Source organism: Streptomyces sp. NPDC018610, assembly GCF_044391765.1.
Classification (GTDB): domain Bacteria; phylum Actinomycetota; class Actinomycetes; order Streptomycetales; family Streptomycetaceae; genus Streptomyces.
Genome location: NZ_JBISAL010000003.1, coordinates 298,274 through 321,090, shown reverse-complemented (window position 1 = coordinate 321,090; position 22,817 = coordinate 298,274). Strand labels below are relative to the sequence as shown.

At 74.3% G+C, this 22,817-nt stretch carries 21 protein-coding genes; 14 read left to right on the top strand and 7 right to left on the bottom strand.

The annotated features are described in order from the left end of the window. The first annotated feature begins 413 nt into the window (after positions 1-413). From ACH5A8_RS10935 to ACH5A8_RS10925, 3 genes are all read left to right on the top strand, one after another. Positions 414-1,934 (top strand): DUF2252 domain-containing protein, encoded by a 1,521-nt coding sequence (locus ACH5A8_RS10935; protein WP_399000661.1) that lies wholly within the window; start codon positions 414-416, stop codon positions 1,932-1,934. A 77-nt stretch (positions 1,935-2,011) separates the two neighbouring features. Continuing rightward, positions 2,012-2,860: a hypothetical protein gene (locus tag ACH5A8_RS10930; protein ID WP_399000316.1), complete on the top strand. Its 849-nt coding sequence runs from the start codon at positions 2,012-2,014 to the stop codon at positions 2,858-2,860. Between the two features lie 139 nt (positions 2,861-2,999). Next, the gene (locus tag ACH5A8_RS10925) at positions 3,000-3,329 is read left to right on the top strand and encodes a rhodanese-like domain-containing protein (RefSeq protein ID WP_399000314.1); all 330 of its coding nucleotides are present in this window, start codon (positions 3,000-3,002) and stop codon (positions 3,327-3,329) included. A gap of 186 nt (positions 3,330-3,515) precedes the next feature. Here the strand turns inward: ACH5A8_RS10925 and ACH5A8_RS10920 are convergent, their stop codons facing one another. Genes ACH5A8_RS10920 through paaA form a run of 5 tightly spaced genes read right to left on the bottom strand, consistent with a single transcriptional unit; the run spans position 3,516 to position 7,159 of the window. After that, complete coding sequence (locus ACH5A8_RS10920; RefSeq protein ID WP_399000312.1) at positions 3,516-4,580, bottom strand: 2Fe-2S iron-sulfur cluster-binding protein; 1,065 nt, start codon at positions 4,578-4,580, stop codon at positions 3,516-3,518. Beyond that, the gene (gene paaD, locus ACH5A8_RS10915; RefSeq protein WP_399000310.1) at positions 4,580-5,131 is read right to left on the bottom strand and encodes a 1,2-phenylacetyl-CoA epoxidase subunit PaaD; all 552 of its coding nucleotides are present in this window, start codon (positions 5,129-5,131) and stop codon (positions 4,580-4,582) included. Before paaD ends, ACH5A8_RS10920 begins: the two co-directional genes overlap by 1 nt. After that, positions 5,125-5,844 carry a 1,2-phenylacetyl-CoA epoxidase subunit PaaC gene (gene paaC / locus ACH5A8_RS10910; RefSeq protein WP_399000308.1) on the bottom strand — a complete coding sequence of 240 codons (720 nt, stop codon included), beginning with the start codon at positions 5,842-5,844 and terminating at the stop codon, positions 5,125-5,127. The genes paaD and paaC overlap by 7 nt, the downstream gene beginning before the upstream one ends. Next, entirely contained in the window at positions 5,841-6,128 is a 288-nt protein-coding gene (gene paaB, locus ACH5A8_RS10905; RefSeq protein ID WP_399000306.1) for a 1,2-phenylacetyl-CoA epoxidase subunit PaaB, read from the bottom strand. The genes paaC and paaB overlap by 4 nt, the downstream gene beginning before the upstream one ends. Continuing rightward, positions 6,125-7,159 (bottom strand): 1,2-phenylacetyl-CoA epoxidase subunit PaaA, encoded by a 1,035-nt coding sequence (paaA, locus tag ACH5A8_RS10900; protein WP_399000304.1) that lies wholly within the window; start codon positions 7,157-7,159, stop codon positions 6,125-6,127. The genes paaB and paaA overlap by 4 nt, the downstream gene beginning before the upstream one ends. Before the next feature lie 434 nt (positions 7,160-7,593). Between paaA and ACH5A8_RS10895 the strand changes: the two genes are divergently transcribed. From ACH5A8_RS10895 to ACH5A8_RS10885, 3 genes are read left to right on the top strand one after another with little or no spacing between them, the layout of a single operon-like run. Next, on the top strand, positions 7,594-8,700 hold the full coding sequence (locus ACH5A8_RS10895; RefSeq protein ID WP_399000302.1) for a DUF5819 family protein: 1,107 nt from the start codon (positions 7,594-7,596) through the stop codon (positions 8,698-8,700). Then, a complete protein-coding gene (locus tag ACH5A8_RS10890; protein WP_399000300.1) occupies positions 8,697-9,926 on the top strand; it encodes an HTTM domain-containing protein in 1,230 nt (409 codons plus the stop codon). The genes ACH5A8_RS10895 and ACH5A8_RS10890 overlap by 4 nt, the downstream gene beginning before the upstream one ends. After that, positions 9,923-10,696: a TrmH family RNA methyltransferase gene (locus ACH5A8_RS10885; RefSeq protein WP_399000298.1), complete on the top strand. Its 774-nt coding sequence runs from the start codon at positions 9,923-9,925 to the stop codon at positions 10,694-10,696. The genes ACH5A8_RS10890 and ACH5A8_RS10885 overlap by 4 nt, the downstream gene beginning before the upstream one ends. Before the next feature lie 6 nt (positions 10,697-10,702). Here the strand turns inward: ACH5A8_RS10885 and paaN are convergent, their stop codons facing one another. Continuing rightward, positions 10,703-12,397 carry a phenylacetic acid degradation protein PaaN gene (paaN, locus tag ACH5A8_RS10880; RefSeq protein WP_399000296.1) on the bottom strand — a complete coding sequence of 565 codons (1,695 nt, stop codon included), beginning with the start codon at positions 12,395-12,397 and terminating at the stop codon, positions 10,703-10,705. A 193-nt stretch (positions 12,398-12,590) separates the two neighbouring features. On the opposite strand from paaN, the gene ACH5A8_RS10875 reads away from it, so the two are divergent. Together ACH5A8_RS10875 and ACH5A8_RS10870 are read left to right on the top strand one after the other, a co-directional pair. Continuing rightward, on the top strand, positions 12,591-14,105 hold the full coding sequence (locus tag ACH5A8_RS10875; RefSeq protein WP_399000294.1) for a 3-hydroxyacyl-CoA dehydrogenase: 1,515 nt from the start codon (positions 12,591-12,593) through the stop codon (positions 14,103-14,105). After that, positions 14,102-14,692: a TetR/AcrR family transcriptional regulator gene (locus ACH5A8_RS10870; protein WP_399000293.1), complete on the top strand. Its 591-nt coding sequence runs from the start codon at positions 14,102-14,104 to the stop codon at positions 14,690-14,692. The genes ACH5A8_RS10875 and ACH5A8_RS10870 overlap by 4 nt, the downstream gene beginning before the upstream one ends. Before the next feature lie 100 nt (positions 14,693-14,792). On the opposite strand, the gene ACH5A8_RS10865 is transcribed toward ACH5A8_RS10870, so the two are convergent. Beyond that, positions 14,793-15,275: an Lrp/AsnC family transcriptional regulator gene (locus tag ACH5A8_RS10865; protein ID WP_399000658.1), complete on the bottom strand. Its 483-nt coding sequence runs from the start codon at positions 15,273-15,275 to the stop codon at positions 14,793-14,795. Positions 15,276-15,466: 191 nt separating this feature from the next. Between ACH5A8_RS10865 and pdhA the strand changes: the two genes are divergently transcribed. The 6 genes from pdhA (at position 15,467) to ACH5A8_RS10835 (ending at position 22,714) form a co-directional block, all read left to right on the top strand. Continuing rightward, complete coding sequence (pdhA, locus tag ACH5A8_RS10860; protein WP_399000291.1) at positions 15,467-16,606, top strand: pyruvate dehydrogenase (acetyl-transferring) E1 component subunit alpha; 1,140 nt, start codon at positions 15,467-15,469, stop codon at positions 16,604-16,606. Further along, positions 16,603-17,607, top strand: a complete 1,005-nt coding sequence (locus ACH5A8_RS10855; protein ID WP_399000289.1) for an alpha-ketoacid dehydrogenase subunit beta — start codon at positions 16,603-16,605, stop codon at positions 17,605-17,607. Before pdhA ends, ACH5A8_RS10855 begins: the two co-directional genes overlap by 4 nt. Next, positions 17,607-19,106: a dihydrolipoamide acetyltransferase family protein gene (locus ACH5A8_RS10850; protein ID WP_399000287.1), complete on the top strand. Its 1,500-nt coding sequence runs from the start codon at positions 17,607-17,609 to the stop codon at positions 19,104-19,106. The genes ACH5A8_RS10855 and ACH5A8_RS10850 overlap by 1 nt, the downstream gene beginning before the upstream one ends. A 70-nt stretch (positions 19,107-19,176) precedes the next feature. Next, a complete protein-coding gene (locus ACH5A8_RS10845; protein ID WP_399000285.1) occupies positions 19,177-20,235 on the top strand; it encodes an NTP transferase domain-containing protein in 1,059 nt (352 codons plus the stop codon). Further along, the gene (locus tag ACH5A8_RS10840) at positions 20,232-21,620 is read left to right on the top strand and encodes a molybdopterin molybdotransferase MoeA (protein ID WP_399000283.1); all 1,389 of its coding nucleotides are present in this window, start codon (positions 20,232-20,234) and stop codon (positions 21,618-21,620) included. The genes ACH5A8_RS10845 and ACH5A8_RS10840 overlap by 4 nt, the downstream gene beginning before the upstream one ends. Then, a complete protein-coding gene (locus ACH5A8_RS10835) occupies positions 21,617-22,714 on the top strand; it encodes a potassium channel family protein (protein ID WP_399000281.1) in 1,098 nt (365 codons plus the stop codon). Before ACH5A8_RS10840 ends, ACH5A8_RS10835 begins: the two co-directional genes overlap by 4 nt. Positions 22,715-22,817 lie beyond the last annotated feature (103 nt).

Sequence of the window (22,817 nt, the reverse complement as noted above, 5' to 3'; positions counted from 1 at the left end):
TGGGTGCGTGATTGACGTGTGCGACCGACGTACGTGAGCGACCTGCGTGTCCGGTGTGCGTGGTCGGCGAGCGTGGTGCGGTGTACGTGTCCTGCGTGCGCGGTGCGGCGTGCGGGTCCGGCGTGCGTGTCCGAGAGGACCGGAGCGCGCCTGCCGCGCGGGGCAGGCTGTGTGCGGACGGGCACGCTCCGGCGGTGATCGCGGACGACTGTAATCGCGCGGATGGCCGGGGGTGGAGATACCGTTCCGCCCCCTGCCCGGCGTTATGTGTGGCGGTCGGGGCGGTGACCTCGTGGACCTGTGTCCGGGCCGGTGCGTTCCGTCCGGATGTACGCGTGGGTCGGCCCGCTGTACGGTCGGCCCGTTGACGTGGCATGCGCGGGTCGGGGAGGGCGGTCGAGATGGCCGGGGACATGGCGGGGCGGGACGGCACGACGGCGGCCGGAGGGGCCGGAGGGGCCGGAGGGGCCGGAGGGGCCGGACGGGCCGGACGGGCCGGAGACGGTGGGCCGGTCGGAGACGGCGGGCCGGGCGGAGGGACGCGGCCGGGTGGACGGGTGCCCGCCGTTCCGGGCTTCGCCCGGTGGCCGGGCGGGGGATCGCCGAAAGCGGAGGGCAAGGCGCTGCGGGAGCGCGTCGCGCGGTCCGCGCACGCCGCCTTCGAGCCGGACGCCGGCCGGCCGGACGCGGTCGCGGCCGTCGAGGAGTCCAACCGGGGCCGCCTCCCCGAGCTGACGCCGATCCGGGTCGGCCGGATGGCGGCGACGCCGTTCGCCTTCCTGCGCGGCTCGGCGGGCCTGATGGCGTACGACCTCGCGCGCACCCCGGTGACCGGGGTGGGCGCCCAGCTGTGCGGCGACGCCCACGCGGCCAACTTCGGCCTGTACGGCGACGCCCGCGGCGGTCTGGTGATCGACCTCAACGACTTCGACGAGACGGTGCACGGCCCCTGGGAGTGGGACCTCAAGCGGCTCGCCGCGTCCCTGGTCCTCGCGGGCCGGGAGGCGGGCTGCGACGAGGACCGCTGCCGCGAGGCCGCCCGGGACGCGGTCGGCGCCTACCGGCGCACCATGCGCCTGCTGGCCAAGCTCCCGGTCCTGGACGCCTGGAACGCCATCGCCGACGAGGAGCTCGTCTCCCACACCGACGCCCACGACCTGCTCGGCACCCTGGAACGGGTCTCGGAGAAGGCGCGGGCCAACACCAGCGGGCGGTTCGCGGCCAAGTCGACCGAGCGGACCGAGGACGGCGGACGCCGCTTCGTGCCCGCCCCGCCGGTGCTGCGGCGGATACCCGACGCGGAGGCCGCGGCGGTGGCGGCCTCGCTGGAGCAGTACCTCGCCACGCTCTCCGAGGACCGCCTCCCGCTGCTGGCCCGGCACGCGGTGCACGACGTCGCGTTCCGCGTGGTCGGCACCGGCAGCGTGGGCACCCGGTCCTACGTCGTGCTGCTGCTGGACCATCGCGGCGAGCCGCTGGTGCTCCAGGTGAAGGAGGCCCGGGCGTCGGCGCTGCTGCCGCACCTGGCGACCGCCGGTTTCCCCGTGCCGGAGGCGACGCACGAGGGACGGCGCGTGGTCCTCGGCCAGAAGAGCATGCAGGTGGTGAGCGATATCCTGCTCGGTTGGACGACGGTGGACGGGCGTCCCTTCCAGGTGCGGCAGTTCCGCAACCGCAAGGGCAGCGTCGACCCCGCCGCCCTCCCCGCCGACCAGATCGACGACTACGGCCGCATGACCGGCGCCCTCCTGGCCCGTGCCCACGCCCACAGCGCCGACCCGCGCCTGATCGCCGGCTACTGCGGCAAGAACGAGGAACTCGACGAAGCGGTCGCCGCGTTCGCCGTCGCCTACGCCGACCGCACCGAGGCCGACCACGCGGACCTGCTCACCGCGGTGCGCTCCGGCCGGCTCGCGGCGGAGACGGGGGTGTAGGGGAAGCGAGTGGATGGGGAAGCGGCGGGGTCGCGGGGGCGGACGGGGGTGCGGCCGCCGTGGCCTACGCTGGTCGGGTGACGACCCCGGAAGCAGAGCAGGGTGACGTCGCCGGAGCTGCTCGGGCGACGTCCGACGGAGCGGCGGCGCGGCCCGAGGAGCGGCTGGAGCGGGCCGTACGGGCCGCCGAGCAGGCGCTCATCGAGTACGAGATCGCGGTGGAGACCTTCCGGGTGGAGGTCGAGAACTTCTCCCGGCTGCACGAGCAACGCCTCGGCCCGCTCTACGCCCGCCTCGAGGAGCTGGACGCGCGCCTCGCCGAGGCCAGGGCCGCGCGCACCGGCGACCCCGAGGACCTGCGCAGGGCCGAGGAGGCACGGGCCAGGCTGACCCCCATCCCGGGTGTCGAGGAGCTGATGCACGGCTGGATGGACGCGGGCGGCCTGTTCCCGGAGGCCACCGCGATGCTCACCGAGCAGCCGGTGCGGCCCCCGCAGCGGGTGCGCCCGAGCGAGGAGGCCCGCGGCCTCTACCGCGACCTGGTCCGCAAGGCCCACCCCGACCTGGCCCAGGAGGACGAGGAACGCCACCGGCGTGAGGAGTTCATCACCCGGGTCAACGCCGCCTACGCCCGTGGCGACGAGAAGGAGCTGCGGGAACTGGCCGTGGAGTGGGCCGCCGGCCCGGCGCCCGCGGCACAGGCCCCGAGCCGCGCCGAGGAGCTCTACGCCCGTCTGGAGTGGCTGTCCCGGCGCAAGGAGATGCTCACGGTCGTCGCCGGGCACCTGGAGGACAGCGCGATCGCCGCGATGCTCCGACTGGCCCCCGACGACCCCGACCGCCTCCTCGACGAGATCGCCGGGCAACTGCGCGACGAGGTCACGGCCCGCGAGTCCGAGCTGGCCGCACTGCTGTCCCAGAGCTGACGACCCCCGAGCCGCCCCATCCCGGAGCTGACGGCGCCGGGATGGGGCCTCCGGGTGGCCGGAGCCTGGGCGCCGAGCGGCCGGCGGCATCCCGGCCGTTCCTTCGGGTAGCGTCGGAGCCATGCATTTCGGAGCTGGTGTGCCCACAGTCGAGGTCACGGACCTCAAGGACGACGATTTCCTGCTGGACGTCCGCGAGGACGACGAGTGGCGGGCCGGGCACGCCGAGGGGGCGCTGCACATCCCCCTCAGCGACTTCGTGGCCCGTTACGGCGAGCTGACCGAGGCCGCGCCCCAGGACGGGCGCGTCAACGTCATCTGCCGCTCCGGCGGACGGTCGGCCCAGGTCACGATGTACCTGGTCCAGCAGGGCGTCGACGCGGTGAACGTCGACGGCGGCATGCAGGTCTGGGCGGCCTCCGGCCGTCCCGTGGTGACCGACGAGGGCACGCCGGGCCACGTCCTGTGAACCACCGCTGAACCGCCGCCCCGCCCTTTCCCGACCCCTTCGGAGGCCGCCGGTCCACCGGAGACCGCGTCCGAGGGGGCGGGGCTCGTTCACGACGGCCCGCCACCCCGCAGGCTCACGGAGATCAAGCCGTCCGGAGACCGAGCCGGAGACCGAGCCCGGGGTGCGGGCCTTCCTCACGGGGCCTCAGCGGTCGAAGTCCAGTTCCACCGTCTCCGTGGCCGGGTGCGACTGACAGGCCAGGACGTACCCCGCCTCCGTCTCCTCCGGTTCCAGCGCGAAGTTGCGGTCCATCCGCACCTCGCCCGTCACCAGGAAGGCCCGGCACGTCCCGCACACGCCGCCCTTGCAGGCGTACGGCGCGTCGGGGCGGTTGCGCAGGACCGTCTCCAGCAGCGTCTCCCCCTCCTGGACCGGCCAGGTGCCGCCGCGGCCGTCGAGCCGGACCGTGACCCTGCTGTGCGCGGGGGCGGCGGCCACCGGTTCGGACCCGGTGCCGGCGGCCACGTGGAAGATCTCCTGGTGGATCCGGGACCGGTCCACCCCGAGTCCGCGCAGCGCCCGCTCGGCCCCCTGCACCAGCCCGTAGGGTCCGCACAGGAACCAGCCCGTCACCCGCGGCACCGGCACCAGCGCCGGAAGCACGTCCGTGAGCCGCTCCTGGCCGAGCCGTCCCGACGGCAGCCCCGCCTGCTGCTCCTCCCGGGAGAGCACCGTCACCAGCTGGAACCGCTCGGGGTAGCGGTCCTTCAGGTCGGCTACCTCTTCCAGGAACATCGTCGAGGCGGTCGTGCGGTCGCTGCGTATGAGGCAGAAGCGGGCCGAGGGCTCCCGGGCCAGCAGGGTGGAGGCGATGGACAGCACCGGCGTGATGCCGCTGCCGCCGACGACCGCGGCGTACAGACCGGGCGCGGGCTGGAGCGTGAAGCGGCCCGCCGGGGTCATCACCTCCAGCTCGTCACCGACGTCGATCTCCTTGAGCGCGTACGTGGAGAAGGAGCCGCCCTCCACCAGCCGCACCCCGACCCGCAGCGTCCGCGGCCCCTCCCCGTCCGGACCGGGAGCGGGCGAGCAGATCGAGTACGTCCGCCGTACGTCCGTGCCGTCGGCCACCCGCCGCAGGGTGAGGTGCTGGCCCGGCGCGTGGCGGTACTCCTCGCGCAGCTCGGGCGGAACGGCGAGGGTCAGGGCGACGGAGTCGTCGGTGAGCCGGTCGACCGCTGTCACGGGCAGCGAGTGGAAGCGGGCCATCACACCTCCTTGAAGTGGTCGAACGGTTCGCGGCAGGCCAGGCAGCGCCGCAGCGCCTTGCACGCGGTGGAGGAGAACCGGCTGAGCAGCTCGGTGTCGGCGGACCCGCAGTGCGGGCAGTGCACCGGCGCGATGCCGGGGGCGGCGGGGTCCCCCTCGGTGGTGCGGGTGCGGGTCGGGCCCAGCTCGAGCGGGACCGGCTCGGCGGCCGTGCGCGCCCGCGGGGGAGCTATCCCGAACTCCCGCAGCTTGCGGCGCCCCTCGGCTGTGATGTCGTCCGTCGACCAGGCCGGGGAGAGCACCGTGCGCACGGAGACCTCCCGCACGCCGTGCTCGCGCAGCACCCGCTCGATGTCCAGGGCCATCGCCTCGACGGCGGGGCATCCGGTGTAGGTCGGCGTCAGCTCGACCTCGACCGCGTCCCCGTCGCCCAGGCGCACCGCGCGGACCACGCCCAGCTCCGCCAGGCTGAGCACGGGCAGCTCGGGGTCGGGAACGGAGCCGGCCAGCCTGAGCAGCTCCGTCTCCAGCGGGGTCGTCGCGGTCACCATGACGCCCCCGGGTGGCTGCGGTGCAGGTGCTGCATCTCGGCGAGCATCCGCCCGAACGGCTCGGTGTGCAGTCCCTGCCGGCCGGCGCCCGCCGACCAGGCCCCGGACCGCGGGCCCTCGGGCAGGGTGAGGCCGGCCCGGCGCAGCACGTCGCCCACGGATTCCAGCCAGGCCGCCTCCATACCGGCCCAGTCGGCGTCCAGGCCCGCCACCGGCTGGAACATCTCACCGGTGAACCGCCACAGCGCCTCGCAGGCCCGGCGCATCCGCTCGTGGCTGAGGTCGGTGCCGTCGCCGAGCCGCAGCGTCCACTGCTCGGCGTGGTCGCGGTGGTAGGCGACCTCCTTGACGGCCTTGCCGGCCAGGGGGGCGAACTCGCCGTCCGAGGAGGCCAGCTGCGCGTAGAGCAGGTGCTGGTAGGTGGAGAAGTAGAGCTGGCGGGCGATCGTGTGCGCGAAGTCGCCGTTCGGCTGCTCCACCAGCTGGAGGTTGGTGAAGGCGCGCTCCTCGCGCAGGAACGCCAGTTCGTCCTCGTCCCCGGCCGTCGACAGCAGGAACCGGGCCTGGCCCAGCAGGTCCAGGGCGATGTTGGCGAGGGCGACCTCCTCCTCCAGCACGGGCGCGTGTCCGGCCCATTCCCCCAGGCGGTGGGAGAGCACCAGGGCGTCGTCGCCGAGGGCGAGGGCGGCGGTCGTGGGCAGGGTCGCCGTCACAGGTGCTTCACCCCTTCCGGGATCTCGTAGAAGGTCGGGTGCCGGTAGGGCTTGTCGGCGGACGGCTCGAAGAAGGGGTCCTTCTCGTCCGGGGAGGAGGCGGTGATCGCCGTGGAGGGGACCACCCAGATCGAGACGCCCTCACCGCGCCGCGTGTACAGGTCGCGGGCGTTGCGCAGGGCCAGCTCCGCGTCCGGGGCGTGCAGGCTGCCGGCGTGGGTGTGGGACAGCCCGCGCCGGGAGCGCACGAAGACCTCCCACAGGGGCCAGTCGGTGTTGGTCATGCCTGCTTCACTCCCGTCGGACCGGTGTGCTTCGCGGTGTGCTTGGCGGCGTGGGCGGCGGCCGCCTCCCGGACCCAGGCGCCCTCGTCGTGTGCCCGGCGGCGCTGGTCCAGCCGCTGGTCGTTGCACGGGCCGTTGCCCTTGAGGACGTCCCGGAACTCGGTCCAGTCGATGGCGCCGAAGTCGTGGTGGCCACGCTCCTCGTTCCACTTCAGGTCCGGGTCGGGCAGGGTCAGGCCGAGGGACTCGGCCTGGGGGACGCAGATGTCGACGAAGCGCTGGCGCAGCTCGTCGTTCGAATGACGCTTGATCTTCCAGGCCATCGACTGCGCGGAGTGCTGGGAGGCGTCGTCGGGCGGTCCGAACATCATCAGCGACGGCCACCACCAGCGGTCCACCGCGTCCTGCGCCATCGCGTGCTGGGCGTCGGTGCCCCGGCTCAGGGCGAGCAGCAGCTCGTACCCCTGCCGCTGGTGGAAGGACTCCTCCTTGCAGACGCGGACCATCGCCCGCGCGTACGGGCCGTAGGAGCAGCGGCACAGCGGGACCTGATTGGTGATCGCGGCGCCGTCCACCAGCCAGCCGATCGCGCCCACGTCGGCCCAGGTCAGCGTCGGGTAGTTGAAGATCGACGAGTATTTCTGGCGGCCGCTGTGCAGCTTGTCGAGCAGTTCCTCCCGGCTGACGCCCAGGGTCTCGGCCGCGCTGTACAGGTACAGGCCGTGGCCGGCCTCGTCCTGGACCTTGGCCATGAGGATCGCCTTGCGGCGCAGCGAGGGCGCGCGCGTGATCCAGTTGGCCTCGGGCTGCATGCCGATGATCTCGGAGTGGGCGTGCTGGGCGATCTGCCGGACCAGCGTGGCGCGGTAGGCCTCGGGCATCCAGTCCCGCGGCTCGATGCGCTCGTCGGCGGCCACCGCGGCGTCGAAAGCGCGCTGCCGGCCGTCACCGCCCTCGTCGGCGCCCGGTTCCGCGCCCGAGGCGCCGTACGCCGGGGTGCCGGCTGTCCGGTGCGCGGCTGCTGTCGCCATGCGGTCCCCCTTGACCTCGACTTGTTCCCTGTCTCCCGACCGATCGTTCGGTCCGGCGGATTCCATGGTGCGGCCCGCCGCCGTAGGGTGTCAACCGCTGTGGACAACCGCGGCCACACCCTGTGGACGGACCGCGGAACCTCTGCCGGGGCCGCTGTGGACGGCCCCTGCGGGCCGGTCGGGCGGCGGGAGGGTGCGCCGCGCGGCGTCCGGCCTCCCCGCCCGTTCGGGTGAACGGTCACAGAGCGGTACGAAACGCGGGCGGGGCCCCACGGCCTCGCGGACCGGGGCTGTGCCCGGCGGCCGGGCGTGAGTACCGTTCCGTGCGGCGCCCGGGAACGGTGCGCGCGGGCGGTGCGGGTGGTGCGCCGCCCCACCTCGCGGCCGGGCGGACGCCGGGCGCGATGACGGACCGGGACCGGGGAGCGGGCGGAATGGACGCGAACGAGAGGGGCTCGAACGGGCCCGGCGGGCGGTACGGCCCCGGCCGTGCCGACGAGTTCGGCCGGGCGCCCGGGGCCGCTGAGACCGACGACGCGGCCGGCCGCCCGGGCGCCCCGGGCGCCCCGGCCGAGCCGGGCGGCTCCCGCGACCGCCGTGACCCCCGCGACTCCCGTGACCACCGCGACTCCCGTGGGTCCGGCGACTCCGGGCCGGCGGAGGACACCGCGGATCCGGCGGACCCCACCGGCGCCGATGCCGCTCCCGGTCCTCCACCGGGCTCGGGTTCCGCCGCGGGCTCGGCTCCCGGACCGGGCTCGGGTTCCGCGGCCGTCTCCCTGCCGAACCCCCGCCCGGAGGTCATCCCCGCCCCCGGCCCGGGCCCCGCCTCCGGCCCCGGCCTCGCCCCCGGCCCCCGGACCGATTCCGCGGACGAGGGCCACGCGTCCGCACGCGGCGGTGTCGCCGCGCTCTCCCTCCCCTACCGGATCGTCGCGGCGCTGGTGCTCGGCGCCGTCGCGGCGGTCGCCTGTGTGCACCTGGGCACGGTGTTCCTCTACGTCGCCCCCTCGAACACGGTGACGAAAGCCCACGGCAAGGCCGTCGACGACTGGATCTACCCGGAGTTCGAGCAGAACTGGAAGCTGTTCGCGCCGAACCCGCTGCAGCAGAACGTCGGGGTGCAGGTGCGCGCCGAGACCCGTGCGGCGGACGGCGCCGGCCACACCACCAACTGGTACGACCTGTCGGCCGAGGACGGCCGCGCCATCGAAGGCAACCCGGTGCCGAGCCACACCGAGCAGAACGAGCTGCGCCGCGCCTTCGACTTCTACTCCTCCTCGCACGACGGCGAGAACCGTTCGACAGGCCTGCGCGGCGCCCTGTCCGAGCAGTACCTGCGCCGCATCGTCGTCCTGCGCCTCCACCGCGATCGGGCGGCCGGCTCCGGAGGCGTCCTCGAACGCGTCCAGATCCGCGTCCGCACCACCAGCGTGGCCGCGCCTCCATGGAGCGGGGAGAACGTGTCGACCGCACCCGTGTACCGCCTGCTGCCCTGGTGGACCGTCCCGGCCGACGAGGCGCGCGGAGGTGTGCGGTGAACGCCGGCGCCCTCTCCCTCTCCCGGGGCATCGCCCGGATCACCGGAGCGGCTCTCGCCCCCTACCAGTCGGCGGTCATACGCATCGGCTTCTCGGCGACCTGGCTGCTGTTCCTGCTGCGCGAGCTCCCGCACCGCCAGGAGCTGTACGGGCCCGACGCCCCGTGGAGCTGGGACCTGGCCCACCAGCTGGTCTCGGGCAACGGCGCCTTCACGGCGCTGCTGTGGTTCCGCGGCCAGTTCTGGTTCGAGACGGTCTACGCGCTGGCGGCGGTGTCGAGCCTGCTGCTGATGCTGGGCTGGCGCACCCGCACGATGTCCGTGCTGTTCCTGGTCGGCGTGCTCTCGCTGCAGAACCGCAGTGTCTTCGTGGGCGACGGCGGCGACAACGTCCTCCATCTGATGTCGGTGTACCTCGTCTTCACCCGCTGCGGCCGGGTGTGGTCGCTGGATGCGAGGCGGGCCGCGCGCGTCCGGGCGGCCCGCGAGCGCGGGCGGCGGCTGCCCGACCGGGCCGGTCCCGTCCTGTGGAGCGTGCTCGGCCTGGCCCTGGCCGTGATCACGGCGTCGGGCAGGCCGGACGGCGAGTGGTTCGTGCCCGTGCTGCTGTGGACGGTGTGGCTGGGCCTCGCCCTGCACTGGCTGGTCGGGCGGTACGCGCGGTCGGCCCAGCCGCGGATCCTGCTCGACGTGATCGCCGACGTCATGCACAACGGCGCCCTGCTCGTGATCGCCGTCGAGGCCTGCCTGATCTACGCGACGGCCGGCTGGTACAAGATCCAGGGCTCGCGCTGGCAGGACGGCACCGCCGTGTACTACCCGCTCCACCTGGACTACTTCTCGCCCTGGCGTGGCTTGGCCGACCTGATGTCCGCCAACGGGACGATGGTGATGCTGGTGACGTACGGGACGGTGATCGTTCAGGTCGCCTTCCCGTTCACCCTGTTCAATCGGCGGGTGAAGAACGTCCTGCTGGTGGCCATGATGACGGAGCACGCGGTGATCGCCGTCGTCCTCGGGCTGCCGTTCTTCTCGCTGGCGATGATCGCGACGGACGCGGTCTTCCTGCCCACCCCGTTCCTGCTCCGGCTGGGCGATGCGGCGGCGCGCGCGGGTACGGGCCTGCTCCGCCGTGCGGGCCTGCCCCGTCGGCAGGGCGGTACCGGACCGGGGCAGCCCCGCTCCCCGGAGGAGGGCGAGCCCGCCCGCGTAGGCTTCTCCCCATGACCGACCCCGTACGCGACTGGCACCGGCGCGCCGGGACGTCCGTGCTGCTCGACGGCTTCCACGCCCTCAAGCACGCGGTGCGCTTCGGCGCCGAGGTGCCGGTGGCCGTCGCCGTCGACCGGCGGGCGGCCCTCGCCCTCGCCGACGAACTGGCCCCGGACGTGCGGGACGCCCTGGAGGCGCTGCTGACCGAGGTGGACCGGGAGACGTACGCGTCGCTGGTGCCGCGTCCGCACCCCACCGCCGTGGCCGCGCTCGCCGTACGCCCCTCCCGTGAGGCGGGCCTCGGGGCGCTGGCGCGCACGCCCCGCGGCGCACCGGTCGTCGTCCTGGACCAGCCGCGCAACCTGGGCAACGCGGGCGCGGTGATCCGCCTGGCCGCCGGTTTCGGGGCGACCGGCGTGGTCACCACGGGCACGTTGGACCCCTGGCACCCGACGGTCGTGCGCGGCGGGGCGGGACTGCACTTCGCGACCGTCGTGGAGCGGCTGACCGTGGACGAGCTGCCCCACGGTCCGCTGTTCGCGCTGGACCCGGAGGGCGAGGACATCCGCGGCCTGAAGCTGCCCGACGACGCGGTGCTCGCCTTCGGCTCGGAGCGCAGCGGACTGTCCGACGGACTGCGGGCCCGGGCCGACCACCTGGTGGCCCTGCCCATGCGCCCCCAGGTCTCCAGCTACAACCTCGCCACCAGCGTGGCCATGACGCTGTACCACTGGAGCGTCACCGGGGGCGCCTGGGGCGCGCCCGGCGGCGCGCCCGCGTCCTGAGCGGTCTCACGCCTCCCGGCGGACCTCCACCACACGGAACCGGTCGGCCACGAACGCTCCGTCGCACAGGGCGGCGTTGGCCGCCGGGTTGCCGCCCGAGCCGTGGAAGTCGGAGAAGGCGGCCGTCTGGTTGACGTACACCCCGCCGGTGAGGTTCAGCGACAGCTGTGCGGCCTCCTCCAGGCACACCTCCTCGACGGCCCGCTCGACCTCCTCGTCGGTGGTGTAGGCGCCGACCGTCATCGCGCCCTTCTCGCGGACGGTGCGCCGCAGCAGCTCCACGGCGGCGGCGGCCGAGTCGACCGCGACGGCGAAGGAGACCGGGCCGAAGCACTCGCTCATGTAGGCGGCCTCGGCGTCCGGCTTGGCGCCGTCCAGCTTCACGATCACCGGTGTGCGGACCACCGCGTCGGGGAAGTCCGGGTGGGCGATCTCGCGGGAGGCGAGGGCGACCTCGCCGAGCGCCGCCGCGGCCTCCAGCCGGGCCTTGACGTCCGGGTTGACGATCGCGCCGAGCAGCGCGTTGGCGCGCGCGTCGTCGCCGAGCAGGCCGTCGACCGCCTTGGCGAGGTCGGCGGTCACCTCGTCGAAGGACTTGTGGCCCTCGTCGGTGCGGATGCCGTCGCGGGGGATCAGCAGGTTCTGCGGGGTGGTGCACATCTGGCCGCTGTACAGGGACAGCGAGAACGCCAGGTTGGAGAGCATGCCCTTGTAGTCGGCGGTCGACTCGACGACGACCGTGTTGACGCCGGCCTTCTCGGTGTAGACCTGCGCCTGGCGGGCGTTGGCCTCCAGCCAGTCGCCGAAGGACGTCGAACCGGTGTAGTCGATGATCCGGATCTCGGGGCGGGTGGCGAGGGTCTTGGCGACGCCCTCGTCCGGGCGCTCCGCGGCCAGCGCCACCAGGTTCGGGTCGTGGCCGGCCTCGGCGAGCACCTCGCGGGCCGCCTGGACGGTGAGCGCGAGCGGGAGCACCGCGCGCGGGTGCGGCTTGACCAGGACCGCGTTGCCGGTGGCCAGGGAGGCGAACAGGCCCGGATAGCCGTTCCACGTCGGGAAGGTGTTGCAACCGATCATCAGCGCGATGCCCCGCGGGACCGCGGTGAAGCGCTTGGTGAGGGTGAGCGGGTCGCGCTTGCCCTGCGGCTTGGTCCACTCGGCGGTCTCCGGGACGCGCACCTGCTCCGCGTACGCGTACGCCACCGCCTCCAGGCCGCGGTCCTGGGCGTGCGGGCCGCCGGCCTGGAACGCCATCAGGAAGGCCTGGCCGGAGGTGTGCATCACCGCGTGCGCGAACTCGTGCGTCCGGTCGCTGATCCGCTTGAGGATCTCCAGGCACACCGCCGCGCGCGCCTCGGGGCCCGCGTCCCGCCACGCCGCCTGCCCGGCCCTCATGGCGGGCAGCAGCACGTCGAGGTCCGCGTGCGGGTAGGTCACGCCCAGCTCGATCCCGTACGGCGAGACCTCGCCGCCGACCCAGTCGTCCGTGCCGGGCTGGCCGAGGTCGATGCGGGAGCCCAGCAGGGCGTCGAAGGCGGCCTTGCCCGCGCCCGCGTCCAGGCTGCCGTGCTCCCCGTAGGCCTTGGGGTGCTCGGGGTGCGGGGACCAGTAGGCGCGCGTGCGGATCGCTTCCAGCGCCTGGTCGAGAGTGGGCCGGTGCCGGGCGATGAGCTCGTGCGCGGTCGGTTCGGCGGTGGCCATGCGGGACCAACTCCTTGTCTCGAGAGCTCCTCGTCGAGCTCATGACCTGGCAGAAACATGGGCGGGGACAGCCGGTCAGGGCTAGAGTAACCGAACGATCGGTCGGGACAAGGGGATCGGCCGCATCTGTGGAAAAGTCGGGCCAGGGGGTCCGCCGCAACTGTGGAAAACCCCGTGCGGGAGGATCGCGCACATGACAGCACTCGACCTCAGCAGCCCGGTGGCCGTCGTCGGCACCGGCACCATGGGCCAGGGCATAGCCCAGGTCGCGCTGGTCGCGGGTCACCCCGTACGCCTGTACGACGCCGCGCCCGGACGGGCCGGACAGGCGGCCGCCGCGATCGGGGCCCGGCTCGACCGGCTCGTCGAGAAGGACCGCCTCACCGCCGCCGACCGGGACGCGGCCCGCGCCCGGCTCCTGCCCGCCGACACCCTCGCCGAGCTCGCCGACTGCGCCCTGGTCGTCGAGGCGGTGCTGGAGCGGCTGGACGTCAAACAAGGCCTGTTCACCGAGCTGGAGGGCATCGTCGCCGACGACTGCCTGCTCGCCACCAACACCTCGTCCCTGTCGGTGACCGCCATCGGCGGCGCGCTGCGCAACGCCGGCCGCCTGGTGGGCCTGCACTTCTTCAACCCGGCCCCGCTGCTCCCGCTGGTGGAGGTCGTCTCCGGGTTCGCCACCGACGTCACCTCGGCCACTCGCGCGTACGAGACGGCCCGCGCCTGGGGCAAGACGCCGGTGGCCTGCGCCGACACCCCGGGCTTCATCGTCAACCGCATCGCCCGCCCCTTCTACGCCGAGGCCTTCGCCGTCCTGGAGTCCCAGGGCGCCGACCCCGCCACCATCGACGCGGTGCTGCGCGAGTGCGGCGGGTTCCGGATGGGCGCCTTCGAACTGACCGACCTGATCGGGCAGGACGTCAACGAGTCCGTCACTCACTCCGTGTGGCAGTCCTTCTTCCAGGACGTGCGCTTCACGCCCTCGCTCGCCCAGCGGCGGCTGGTCGAGTCGGGCCGGCTCGGCCGCAAGAGCGGACAGGGCTGGTACGACTACGGCGACGGCGCCGAGCGCCCCGAACCGCACACCGCCGAGAAGCGGCGGCCGCCCGCCTACGTCGTCGTCGAGGGCGACCTCGGCCCGGCGTCCGAGGTGCCGGCGCTGATCCGCGAGGCGGGCATCACCGTCCGCGAGGAGGACGAGGACAACGGCACCCGCCTGGTGCTCCCCGGCGGCGGCCAGCTGGTCCTCGCCGACGGGCAGACCTCCGTGGAGTTCCGCGACGTCGTCTACTTCGACCTGGCCCTCGACTACCGCAGGGCCACCCGCGTCGCCCTGTCCGCCTCCCAGGACACCAGCCCCCAGACCCTGTCGGACGCCATCGGCCTCTTCCAGGCGCTCGGCAAGGACGTCAGCGTCATCGGCGACGTCCCCGGCATGATCGTCGCCCGCACCGTCGCCCGGATCGTCGACCTGGCGCTGGACGCCGTCGCCAAGGGCGTGGCCACCGAGGAGGACATCGACACCGCGATGCGCCTGGGCGTCAACTACCCCCTCGGCCCCTTCGAATGGAGCCGCAGGCTCGGCCGGACCTGGGCCTACGGCCTGCTGGACGACCTGCACCTGCGCGACCCCTCGGGGCGCTACGCCCCGTCCCTCGCGCTGTACCGCCACGCGTACGCCGGCGAGAAGCGGGAGGGCGCCTCATGACCACCGCCAGACGCGACACGTACACCCCGGAGACGCTGCTCTCGGTGGCCGTGCGGGTCTTCAACGAGCGCGGCTACGACGGCACCTCCATGGAGCACCTGTCCAAGGCGGCCGGCATCTCCAAGTCGTCGATCTACCACCACGTGGCCGGCAAGGAGGAGCTGCTGCGCCGGGCGGTCAGCCGCGCGCTGGACGGGCTCTTCGGGATCCTCGACGAGGAGCACGCGCGCGCGGGGCGCGCCGTCGAGCGCCTGGAGTACGTCGTGCGGCGCATGGTCGAGGTGCTCATCGCCGAACTGCCGTACGTGACGCTGCTGCTGCGGGTGCGCGGCAACACCGAGACCGAGCGGTGGGCGCTGGAGCGGCGCCGCGAGTTCGACCACAGGGTGGCCGAGCTGCTGAGGGCCGCGGCCGCCGAGGGCGACGTGCGCGGCGACGTGGACGTGCGGCTCGCCACCCGGCTCGTCTTCGGGATGATCAACTCGATCGTGGAGTGGTACCGGCCGGACGGGCGCGGGACGAGCGAGCGGGAAGTGCGCGACGCGGTCGTCCGGCTGGTCTTCACCGGCCTGCGCAAGGACGCCTGAGGCGGCGCGGGAAGGCGTCCGGGACCGCGCGGGAAGGCGTCCGGGACCGCGCGGGAAGGCGTCCGGGAGCGTGTGCGAAGGCGCCCGGGGCGGCACGGGCTCACCCCTGGGGTTCCAGGTCCTCCTCCTCGAACACCAGCAGCGTGCGGGTGCTGAGCACCTCGGGGATCGCCTGGAGCCGGGTGAGCACCACCTCGCGCAACGCCCGGTTGTCCGGGGTGTGCACGAGCAGCAGCACGTCGAAGTCGCCGCCGACCAGGGCGATGTGTGAGGCGCCGGGCAGCAGGCGCAGCTGCTCGCGCACCGTGCGCCAGGAGTTCTGGACGATCTTCAGCGTGATGTAGGCGGACGTGCCCTGCCCCGCGCGCTCGTGGTCGACGCGCGCTCCGAAGCCGCGGATGACGCCGTCCTCGATGAGGCGGTTGATGCGGGCGTAGGCGTTGGCGCGCGAGACGTGGGTCCGCTCGGCGACCGACCGTATCGAGGCGCGTCCGTCGGCCTGGAGCATGCGCAGGATGTCCTGGTCGATGGCGTCCAGCGGGCGCGGCGGCGGCAGGACGGCGCCGTCCTGCCCGTCGGCCATTTGTTCAGGTGCCATGTCCCCCCGCCTCTTCGCCATGGACGTACTGCGTCCATCCCATGCTGTGGAGAACCGTTTGTCCACAGCCTGAGGTCGCCTGTAGCCAAAATGCGTCGACGACCGAACAATCGGTAGGTGAGGCGGGTCACAGTCGACACGCCTCCCGTAGCCGCTCCCACGAGGAGGTGCCCGTCATGACGGTCATGGAGCAGCGGGGTGCGTACCGGCCATCGCCGCCGCCCGCCTGGCAGCCCCGAACCGACCCCGCGCCGCTGCTGCCCGACGCGGAGCCCTACCGCGTCCTGGGGACGGAGGCGGCCGCGAAGGCCGATCCGGAGCTGCTGCGCCGTCTGTACGAGCAGCTGGTGCTCGGCCGCCGGTACAACACACAGGCGACCGCCCTCACCAAGCAGGGCCGCCTCGCCGTCTACCCCTCCAGCACCGGCCAGGAGGCCTGCGAGGTCGCCGCGGCCCTCGCCCTCGAGGAGCGCGACTGGCTCTTCCCCAGCTACCGCGACACGCTCGCGGCCGTGGCGCGTGGCGTGGACCCGGTCGAGGCCCTGACACTGCTGCGCGGCGACTGGCACACCGGCTACGACCCCTTCGAGCACCGGGTCGCCCCCCTGTCCACACCGCTGGCCACCCAGCTGCCGCACGCCGTCGGCCTCGCGCACGCCGCCCGCCTCAAGGGCGACGACGTGGTCGCGCTGGCGATGGTCGGCGACGGCGGCACCAGCGAGGGCGACTTCCACGAGGCACTGAACTTCGCCGCCGTCTGGCAGGCGCCGGTCGTCTTCCTGGTGCAGAACAACGGCTTCGCGATCTCCGTCCCGCTCGCCAAGCAGACCGCCGCGCCCTCCCTGGCCCACAAGGCCGTCGGGTACGGCATGCCGGGCCGCCTGGTCGACGGCAACGACGCCGCCGCCGTCCACGAGGTGCTCGCCGACGCCGTGCGCCACGCGCGCGCCGGCGGCGGTCCCACGCTCGTCGAGGCGGTGACGTACCGCATCGACGCCCACACCAACGCCGACGACGCCACCCGCTACCGCGGCGACGCCGAGGTGGCGGCCTGGCGCGACCACGACCCGGTGACGCTGCTGGAGCGGGAGCTGACCGGGCGCGGCCTGCTCGACGAGGGTGGCGTCGCGGCCGTCCGCGAGGACGCCGAGACGATGGCCGCGCGGCTGCGCGAGCGCATGAACCAGGACCCGGCGCTCGACCCCATGGACCTCTTCGCCCATGTCTACGCCGAGCCCACCGGGCAGCTGCGCGAGCAGCGGGACCTGCTGCGGGCCGAGCTCGAGGCCGAGGCCGAGGAAGGCGCGGCCCGATGACCACCGTCGCGCTCAAACCGGCCACCATGGCCCAGGCCCTCACGCGCGCCCTGCGCGACGCGATGGCCGCCGACCCCGCCGTGCACGTCATGGGCGAGGACGTCGGCACCCTCGGTGGCGTCTTCCGCGTCACCGACGGACTCGCCAAGGAGTTCGGCGACGACCGCTGCACCGACACCCCGCTCGCCGAGGCCGGCATCCTCGGCGCCGCCGTCGGCATGGCGATGTACGGACTGCGCCCGGTCGTCGAGATGCAGTTCGACGCCTTCGCGTACCCGGCGTTCGAGCAGCTCGTCAGTCATGTGGCGAAGATGCGCAACCGCACCCGCGGGAAGATGCCCCTGCCGATCACCGTCCGCATCCCCTACGGCGGCGGCATCGGCGGCGTGGAGCACCACAGCGACTCCTCCGAGGCGTACTACATGGCGACCCCGGGGCTGCACGTCGTCACGCCCGCCACCGTCGCCGACGCCTACGGGCTGCTGCGCGCCGCCATCGCCTCCGACGACCCGGTCGTCTTCCTCGAACCCAAGCGGCTGTACTGGTCGAAGGACTCCTGGAACCCCGACGAGCCGCCGGCGGTGGACCCGATCGGCCGCGCGGTGGTGCGGCGCACCGGCCGCAGCGCCACGCTGATCACCTACGGCCCGTCCGTGCCCGTCTGCCTCGAAGCCGCCGAGGCGGCCCGGGCCGAGGGCTGGGACCTGGAGGTCGTCGACCTGCGCTCGCTGGTGCCGTTCGACGACGAGACGGTGTGCGCGTCGGTGCGGCGCACCGGGCGCGCCGTCGTCGTCCACGAGTCGGGCGGGTTCGGCGGACCGGGCGGTGAGATCGCCGCGCGGGTCACCGAGCGTTGCTTCCACCACCTGGAGGCGCCGGTGCTGCGCGTGGCCGGGTTCGACGTGCCGTATCCGCCGCCGATGCTGGAGCGGCACCACCTGCCCGGCGTCGACCGGATCCTGGACGCCGTCGCGCGTCTGCAGTGGGAGGCCGAGAGCTGATGGCACAGGTGCTGGAGTTCAAGCTCCCCGACCTCGGGGAGGGGCTCACCGAGGCGGAGATCGTGCGCTGGCTGGTCGAGGTGGGCGACGTCGTCGCCGTCGACCAGCCCGTCGTCGAGGTCGAGACGGCCAAGGCGATGGTCGAGGTGCCCTGCCCCTACGGCGGCGTCGTCACGGCCCGTTTCGGCGAGGAGGGGACCGAACTGCCCGTCGGCGCACCGCTGCTGACGGTCGCCGTCGGCGAACCCTCCGGACCGCCCGCCGAGGGCGACACCGGCGGCTCCGGCAACGTCCTGGTCGGCTACGGCACGGGCGCGCCCCCGGCCCGCCGCCGCAGGGTGCGTCCGACGACACCGGCCGCGCCGGTGGCACGGGCGGGCGTCGCGGCCGCCGACGGCACGGGGGCCATGGACGGGGTGAGCGCCGCGGACGGTGCGCGGCCCGCGCCCGGCTTCGGCGCCGTGGCCGTCCCCGGCGCCGTCCCCGGCCCCGAGGACGCCCCGGTGGACCACCGTGGACGCGGGGCGCGTCCGGCGGCCGGAGGGCCGTCCCGGGCCTCGGGCGGGGCGACCCGCGCGGAGGCCGCACCGGCCGGGGCGCCCGGACGGGCGCCGGCCGACGGACCCGTTCCCGTCATCTCCCCGCTCGTGCGCCGGCTCGCCCGGGAGAACGGCGTGGATCTGCGGCGGTTGTCGGGTTCCGGGCCCGAGGGGCTGATCCTGCGCGCGGACGTCGAGGGAGCGCTGCGAGGCGACGCGGCGCGGACACGGACCACCCCCGCGCCTGCCCCGCCGTCCGTCCCCGGGACGGCCGGTTCCCGCGTGCCCCTCAAGGGCGTGCGCGGAGCCGTCGCCGACAAGCTGTCCCGCAGCCGGCGCGAGATCCCCGACGCGACCTGCTGGGTGGACGCCGACGCGACGGAACTGATGCGCGCCCGGGCGGCCATGAACGCGGCCGGTGGTCCGAAGATCTCCCTGCTCGCGCTGCTCGCCAGGATCTGCACGGCCGCCCTCGCCCGTCACCCGGAACTCAACTCCACGGTGGACACCGAGGCCAGGGAGATCGTCCGGCTCGACCACGTCCACCTGGGCTTCGCCGCGCAGACCGAGCGCGGACTCGTCGTCCCGGTCGTGCGGGACGCGCACACCCGCCACGCCGAGTCGCTGACCGCGGAGTTCGCACGGCTGACCGAGGCGGCCCGGACCGGCACCCTCACACCGGCGGAACTCACCGGCGGGACCTTCACGTTGAACAACTACGGCGTCTTCGGCGTGGACGGCTCCACACCGATCATCAACCACCCCGAGGCCGCCATGCTCGGCGTCGGCCGCATCGTCCCCAAACCGTGGGTGCACGAGGGCGAGCTGGCGGTACGGCAGGTCGTGCAGCTCTCGCTGACCTTCGACCACCGGGTGTGCGACGGCGGTACGGCGGGCGGATTCCTGCGGTATGTGGCCGACTGCGTGGAACAGCCGGCGGTGCTGCTGCGCACATGGTGACCGCCCGGCCCCGCCCGGGTGCCTCCCGCCCGTGTGCCCCGCGCTCACGGGCGGGACGCATACTCGTGGGGTGACCGCCCACGAGCCACCCGATCCCCGCGGCACCGCCGGCGCACCGGACGACCGGGGCACGCACGCCGTGCCCGGCGGCCCCGGCGATCCGGTCCGGCACGACGTGCGCGGCGGCCACGCGCCGGCCTACGACGCCGTCGTGCTCGCCGGCGGCGCGGCCCGGCGGCTCGGCGGCGCGGACAAGCCCGGCGTGCGGGTCGGCGGGCGGGCCCTGCTCGACCGGGTGCTCGGCGCCTGCGCCGACGCGCGCACCACCGTCGTCGTCGCCGATCGAAGGCCCACCGCGCGGCCCGTGCGGTGGGCGCGCGAGGAACCGCCCGGCGGCGGGCCGCTCGCCGCGCTGGAGGCGGGACTGCGCCACACCACGGCGGACCACGTCGTCGTCCTCTCCGCCGACCTGCCGTTCCTCGAACCGGCCACCGTCCGAAGGCTGCTGGCCGCCCTGCGCGCGGACCGCGCCGACGGCGTCCTGCTCACCGACGCCGAGGGCCGCGACCAGCCGCTCGTGGCGGCCTACCGCACAGCGGCGCTGCACCGCGTCCTGGCATCGCTCGCCACCGCCACCGCCACAGCCCCGGCCACCGGCGCCCGCCCCGCCCCCGCCCCGCCCCGCGGTTCCCTCGCCGGGCTGCCGCTGCGGCGGCTGACGGCCGCGCTCGACCTCACCCGCGTCCCCGACCACGTCGCGTCGTTCGACTGCGACACCTGGGACGACATCGCCGCTGCCAGGGCGCGCATCAGGGAGCATGGGCACGTGTTGGATGAATGGATTTCCGCAGTCAAGGACGAGCTGGGCATCGACCTGGACGTCGACACCGGCGTACTGCTCGACCTCGCCCGCGATGCCGCGCACGGCGTGGCCCGGCCCGCGGCTCCCCTGACCACGTTCCTGGTCGGCTACGCGGCGGCACGGGCCGGGGGCGGCCCCCAGGCGGTCGCCGAGGCCGCCCGCAAGGCCGCCGCGCTCGCCCTGCGCTGGGAGGACGAGGACAGTACGCGGGGCGAGCCAGACATGGCCCCCGACGCCACGCCCGACACCCGGCCGGACGCGGGATGACCGCCCCCCGCGTCAGCACCGGCGACACCGAGGACCTGGACGTCGAGGAGGCCCTCGCCCTCGTGAAGGAACCCCCCGGCGGCCCCTCCGCCCACGGACACGCACCCTCCGAGGGGCGGCACGCAGCCCACGGGGCCGGATCACCGTACGCCGACGACGCCCACCACCAGGCCACCTGCTGGTCCCAGGCCCGCGAGATCGCCGCCCGTGCCGCCCGCGGTGTCCGCGCCGCCCGAGCGGGCACCGGTCGCGCGCCCGTCTCGGTTCCGCTGGACGCCGCCCTGGGCCTGGTCCTGGCCGAGCCCCTGGCCGCGCTCACCGACCTGCCGTCCTTCGACGCCTCCGCGATGGACGGCTGGGCGGTCGCCGGCCCCGGGCCCTGGGACGTACGCGAGGGAGGCGCGCTGGCCGGACACGCCCGGCCCGAGCCGCTCACCGACGGCGAGGCGGTCCGGATCGCGACCGGCGCGCGCATCCCGCAGGACACCACCGCCGTGCTGCGCAGCGAGCACGGCCGGACGGACGCCAAGGGCCGGCTGCATCCGACCCGGGAGATGAGCCACGGCCAGGACATCCGCCCACGCGGCCAGGAGTGCCGGGGCGGAGACCACCTGCTGCCGGTCGGCACCCTGGTCACCCCGGCCGTGCTGGGCCTCGCCGCAGCCGCCGGGTACGACACCCTCACCGCGGTTCCCCGCCCCCGCGTGGACGTCTTCGTGCTCGGCGACGAACTGCTCACCGAGGGGCTGCCGCAGGACGGCCGGATCCGGGACGCGCTCGGCCCGATGCTGCCGCCCTGGCTGCGGGCGCTCGGCGCCGAGGTCTCCACGGTCCGGCGGATCGGGGACGACGCCAACGCCCTGCACAGGGTCGTCAGCCGCTCCGAGGCCGACCTGATCGTGACCACCGGCGGCACGGCCGCGGGCCCCGTCGACCACGTGCACCCCACCCTGCGCCGGATCGGCGCCGAACTGCTGGTCAACGGCGTCAAGGTGCGCCCCGGCCACCCCATGCTGCTGGCCCGCACCAAGGAGCACCAGCACCTCGTCGGCCTGCCCGGCAACCCCCTCGCGGCCGTCTCGGGCCTGCTCACGCTGGCCGAGCCGCTGCTGCGCACACTGGCGGCGCGCCCGGCCCCGGAGCCGTACACGCTGCCGTTGCAGGGCGCCGTGCACGGGCATCCGTACGACACCAGGCTCGTGCCCGCCGTGCTGCGCGGCGACCACGCGGTCCCGCTGCGCTACAACGGCCCCGCCATGCTCCGCGGTGTCGCGGCGGCCGACGCCCTCGCCGTCGTGCCGCCGGGCGGCGCTCGTGCGGGGCAGGAGGCCGAACTCATCGACCTGCCCTGGGCCGCGGCCGGGATCGGAGTGTGTTTCACGTGAAACTTCCGGGCCATGACGCGATCGCCCGTCAGGCGGGCGAGCATCTCGTGACCCATCGGGTGAAGCTCCCGCGCAAGCTGGTCGACCGCCCGATACGCCAGGTCGGCAAGCGGTTGGCGATGGCCCTGCTGGTGCTGCTCGGGACCGTGCTGATCGTCTACGCCGACCACGGCGGCTACCACGACAACGCCGACGACTCCGTCGACTTCCTCGACGCGGCGTACTACTCGACGGTGACCCTCTCCACCACCGGCTACGGCGACATCACCCCGGTGAGCGACAGCGCCCGGCTCACCAACATCCTCGTCATCACGCCGCTGCGGGTGCTGTTCCTGATCATCCTCGTCGGCACCACCCTCGAAGTCCTCACCGAACGCACCCGTGAGGAGTGGCGCCTGAGCCGCTGGAGGTCCACCTTGCGCGATCACACCGTCGTCGTCGGATTCGGCACGAAGGGCAGGTCGGCGATCCAGACCGTCCTCGCGACCGGCCTGAAGAAGCAGCAGGTCGTCGTGGTCGACCCGAGCGCGAAGGCGATCGACGCGGCCACCGCGGAGGGGTACGCCGGAGTGGTCGGCGACGCGACCCGCAGCGACGTGCTGAAACGGGCGGAGCTTCAGCGAGCCCGGCAGATCATCATCGCGACGCAGCGGGACGACACGGCCGTGCTGGTGGCGCTGACCGCCCGCCAGCTGAACCGGGCGGCGAAGATCGTCGCGGCCGTGCGGGAGGAGGAGAACGCACCCCTGCTCAAGCAGTCCGGCGCGGACGCGGTGATCACCAGCGCCAGCGCGGCGGGACGGCTGCTGGGGCTGTCCGTGCTCAGCCCGGCGGCCGGCATGGTCATGGAGGACCTGATCCAGCAGGGCAGCGGGCTGGACATCGTGGAGCGGCCGGTCATAAAGGCCGAGGTGGGCAAGAGCCCCCGGGAGACCGACGACCTGGTGGTGAGCGTCGTACGCGGCCACCGTGTCCTCGGCTACGACGACCCGGCCGCCGCCGCCCTGCAGCTGACGGACCGTCTCATCACCATCGTCCGCGCCACGCCGGGCACGAAGGTCACCCCGGACGTCCGTCCCCTGCCCCTGGACTGACGGCGCGACGGACGGCCGTACGACCCGCCCGACGGCCACCGACGCGACCGTCCGCACCACCGGCCGCACCACCGACGCGACCGTCCGCACCACCGGCACGACC

What these genes read in the sequence shown, in the direction of transcription:
- ACH5A8_RS10935 (WP_399000661.1), top strand. Translation starts at nt 414, where the DNA reads ATGGCGGGGCGGGACGGCACGACGGCGGCCGGAGGGGCCGGAGGGGCC.
- ACH5A8_RS10920 (WP_399000312.1), bottom strand. Translation starts at nt 4,580, where the DNA reads ATGGCCCGCTTCCACTCGCTGCCCGTGACAGCGGTCGACCGGCTCACC.
- paaD (WP_399000310.1), bottom strand. Translation starts at nt 5,131, where the DNA reads ATGGTGACCGCGACGACCCCGCTGGAGACGGAGCTGCTCAGGCTGGCC.
- paaB (WP_399000306.1), bottom strand. Translation starts at nt 6,128, where the DNA reads ATGACCAACACCGACTGGCCCCTGTGGGAGGTCTTCGTGCGCTCCCGG.
- paaA (WP_399000304.1), bottom strand. Translation starts at nt 7,159, where the DNA reads ATGGCGACAGCAGCCGCGCACCGGACAGCCGGCACCCCGGCGTACGGC.
- ACH5A8_RS10895 (WP_399000302.1), top strand. Translation starts at nt 7,594, where the DNA reads ATGGACGCGAACGAGAGGGGCTCGAACGGGCCCGGCGGGCGGTACGGC.
- ACH5A8_RS10885 (WP_399000298.1), top strand. Translation starts at nt 9,923, where the DNA reads ATGACCGACCCCGTACGCGACTGGCACCGGCGCGCCGGGACGTCCGTG.
- paaN (WP_399000296.1), bottom strand. Translation starts at nt 12,397, where the DNA reads ATGGCCACCGCCGAACCGACCGCGCACGAGCTCATCGCCCGGCACCGG.
- ACH5A8_RS10875 (WP_399000294.1), top strand. Translation starts at nt 12,591, where the DNA reads ATGACAGCACTCGACCTCAGCAGCCCGGTGGCCGTCGTCGGCACCGGC.
- ACH5A8_RS10870 (WP_399000293.1), top strand. Translation starts at nt 14,102, where the DNA reads ATGACCACCGCCAGACGCGACACGTACACCCCGGAGACGCTGCTCTCG.
- ACH5A8_RS10865 (WP_399000658.1), bottom strand. Translation starts at nt 15,275, where the DNA reads ATGGCCGACGGGCAGGACGGCGCCGTCCTGCCGCCGCCGCGCCCGCTG.
- pdhA (WP_399000291.1), top strand. Translation starts at nt 15,467, where the DNA reads ATGACGGTCATGGAGCAGCGGGGTGCGTACCGGCCATCGCCGCCGCCC.
- ACH5A8_RS10855 (WP_399000289.1), top strand. Translation starts at nt 16,603, where the DNA reads ATGACCACCGTCGCGCTCAAACCGGCCACCATGGCCCAGGCCCTCACG.
- ACH5A8_RS10850 (WP_399000287.1), top strand. Translation starts at nt 17,607, where the DNA reads ATGGCACAGGTGCTGGAGTTCAAGCTCCCCGACCTCGGGGAGGGGCTC.
- ACH5A8_RS10840 (WP_399000283.1), top strand. Translation starts at nt 20,232, where the DNA reads ATGACCGCCCCCCGCGTCAGCACCGGCGACACCGAGGACCTGGACGTC.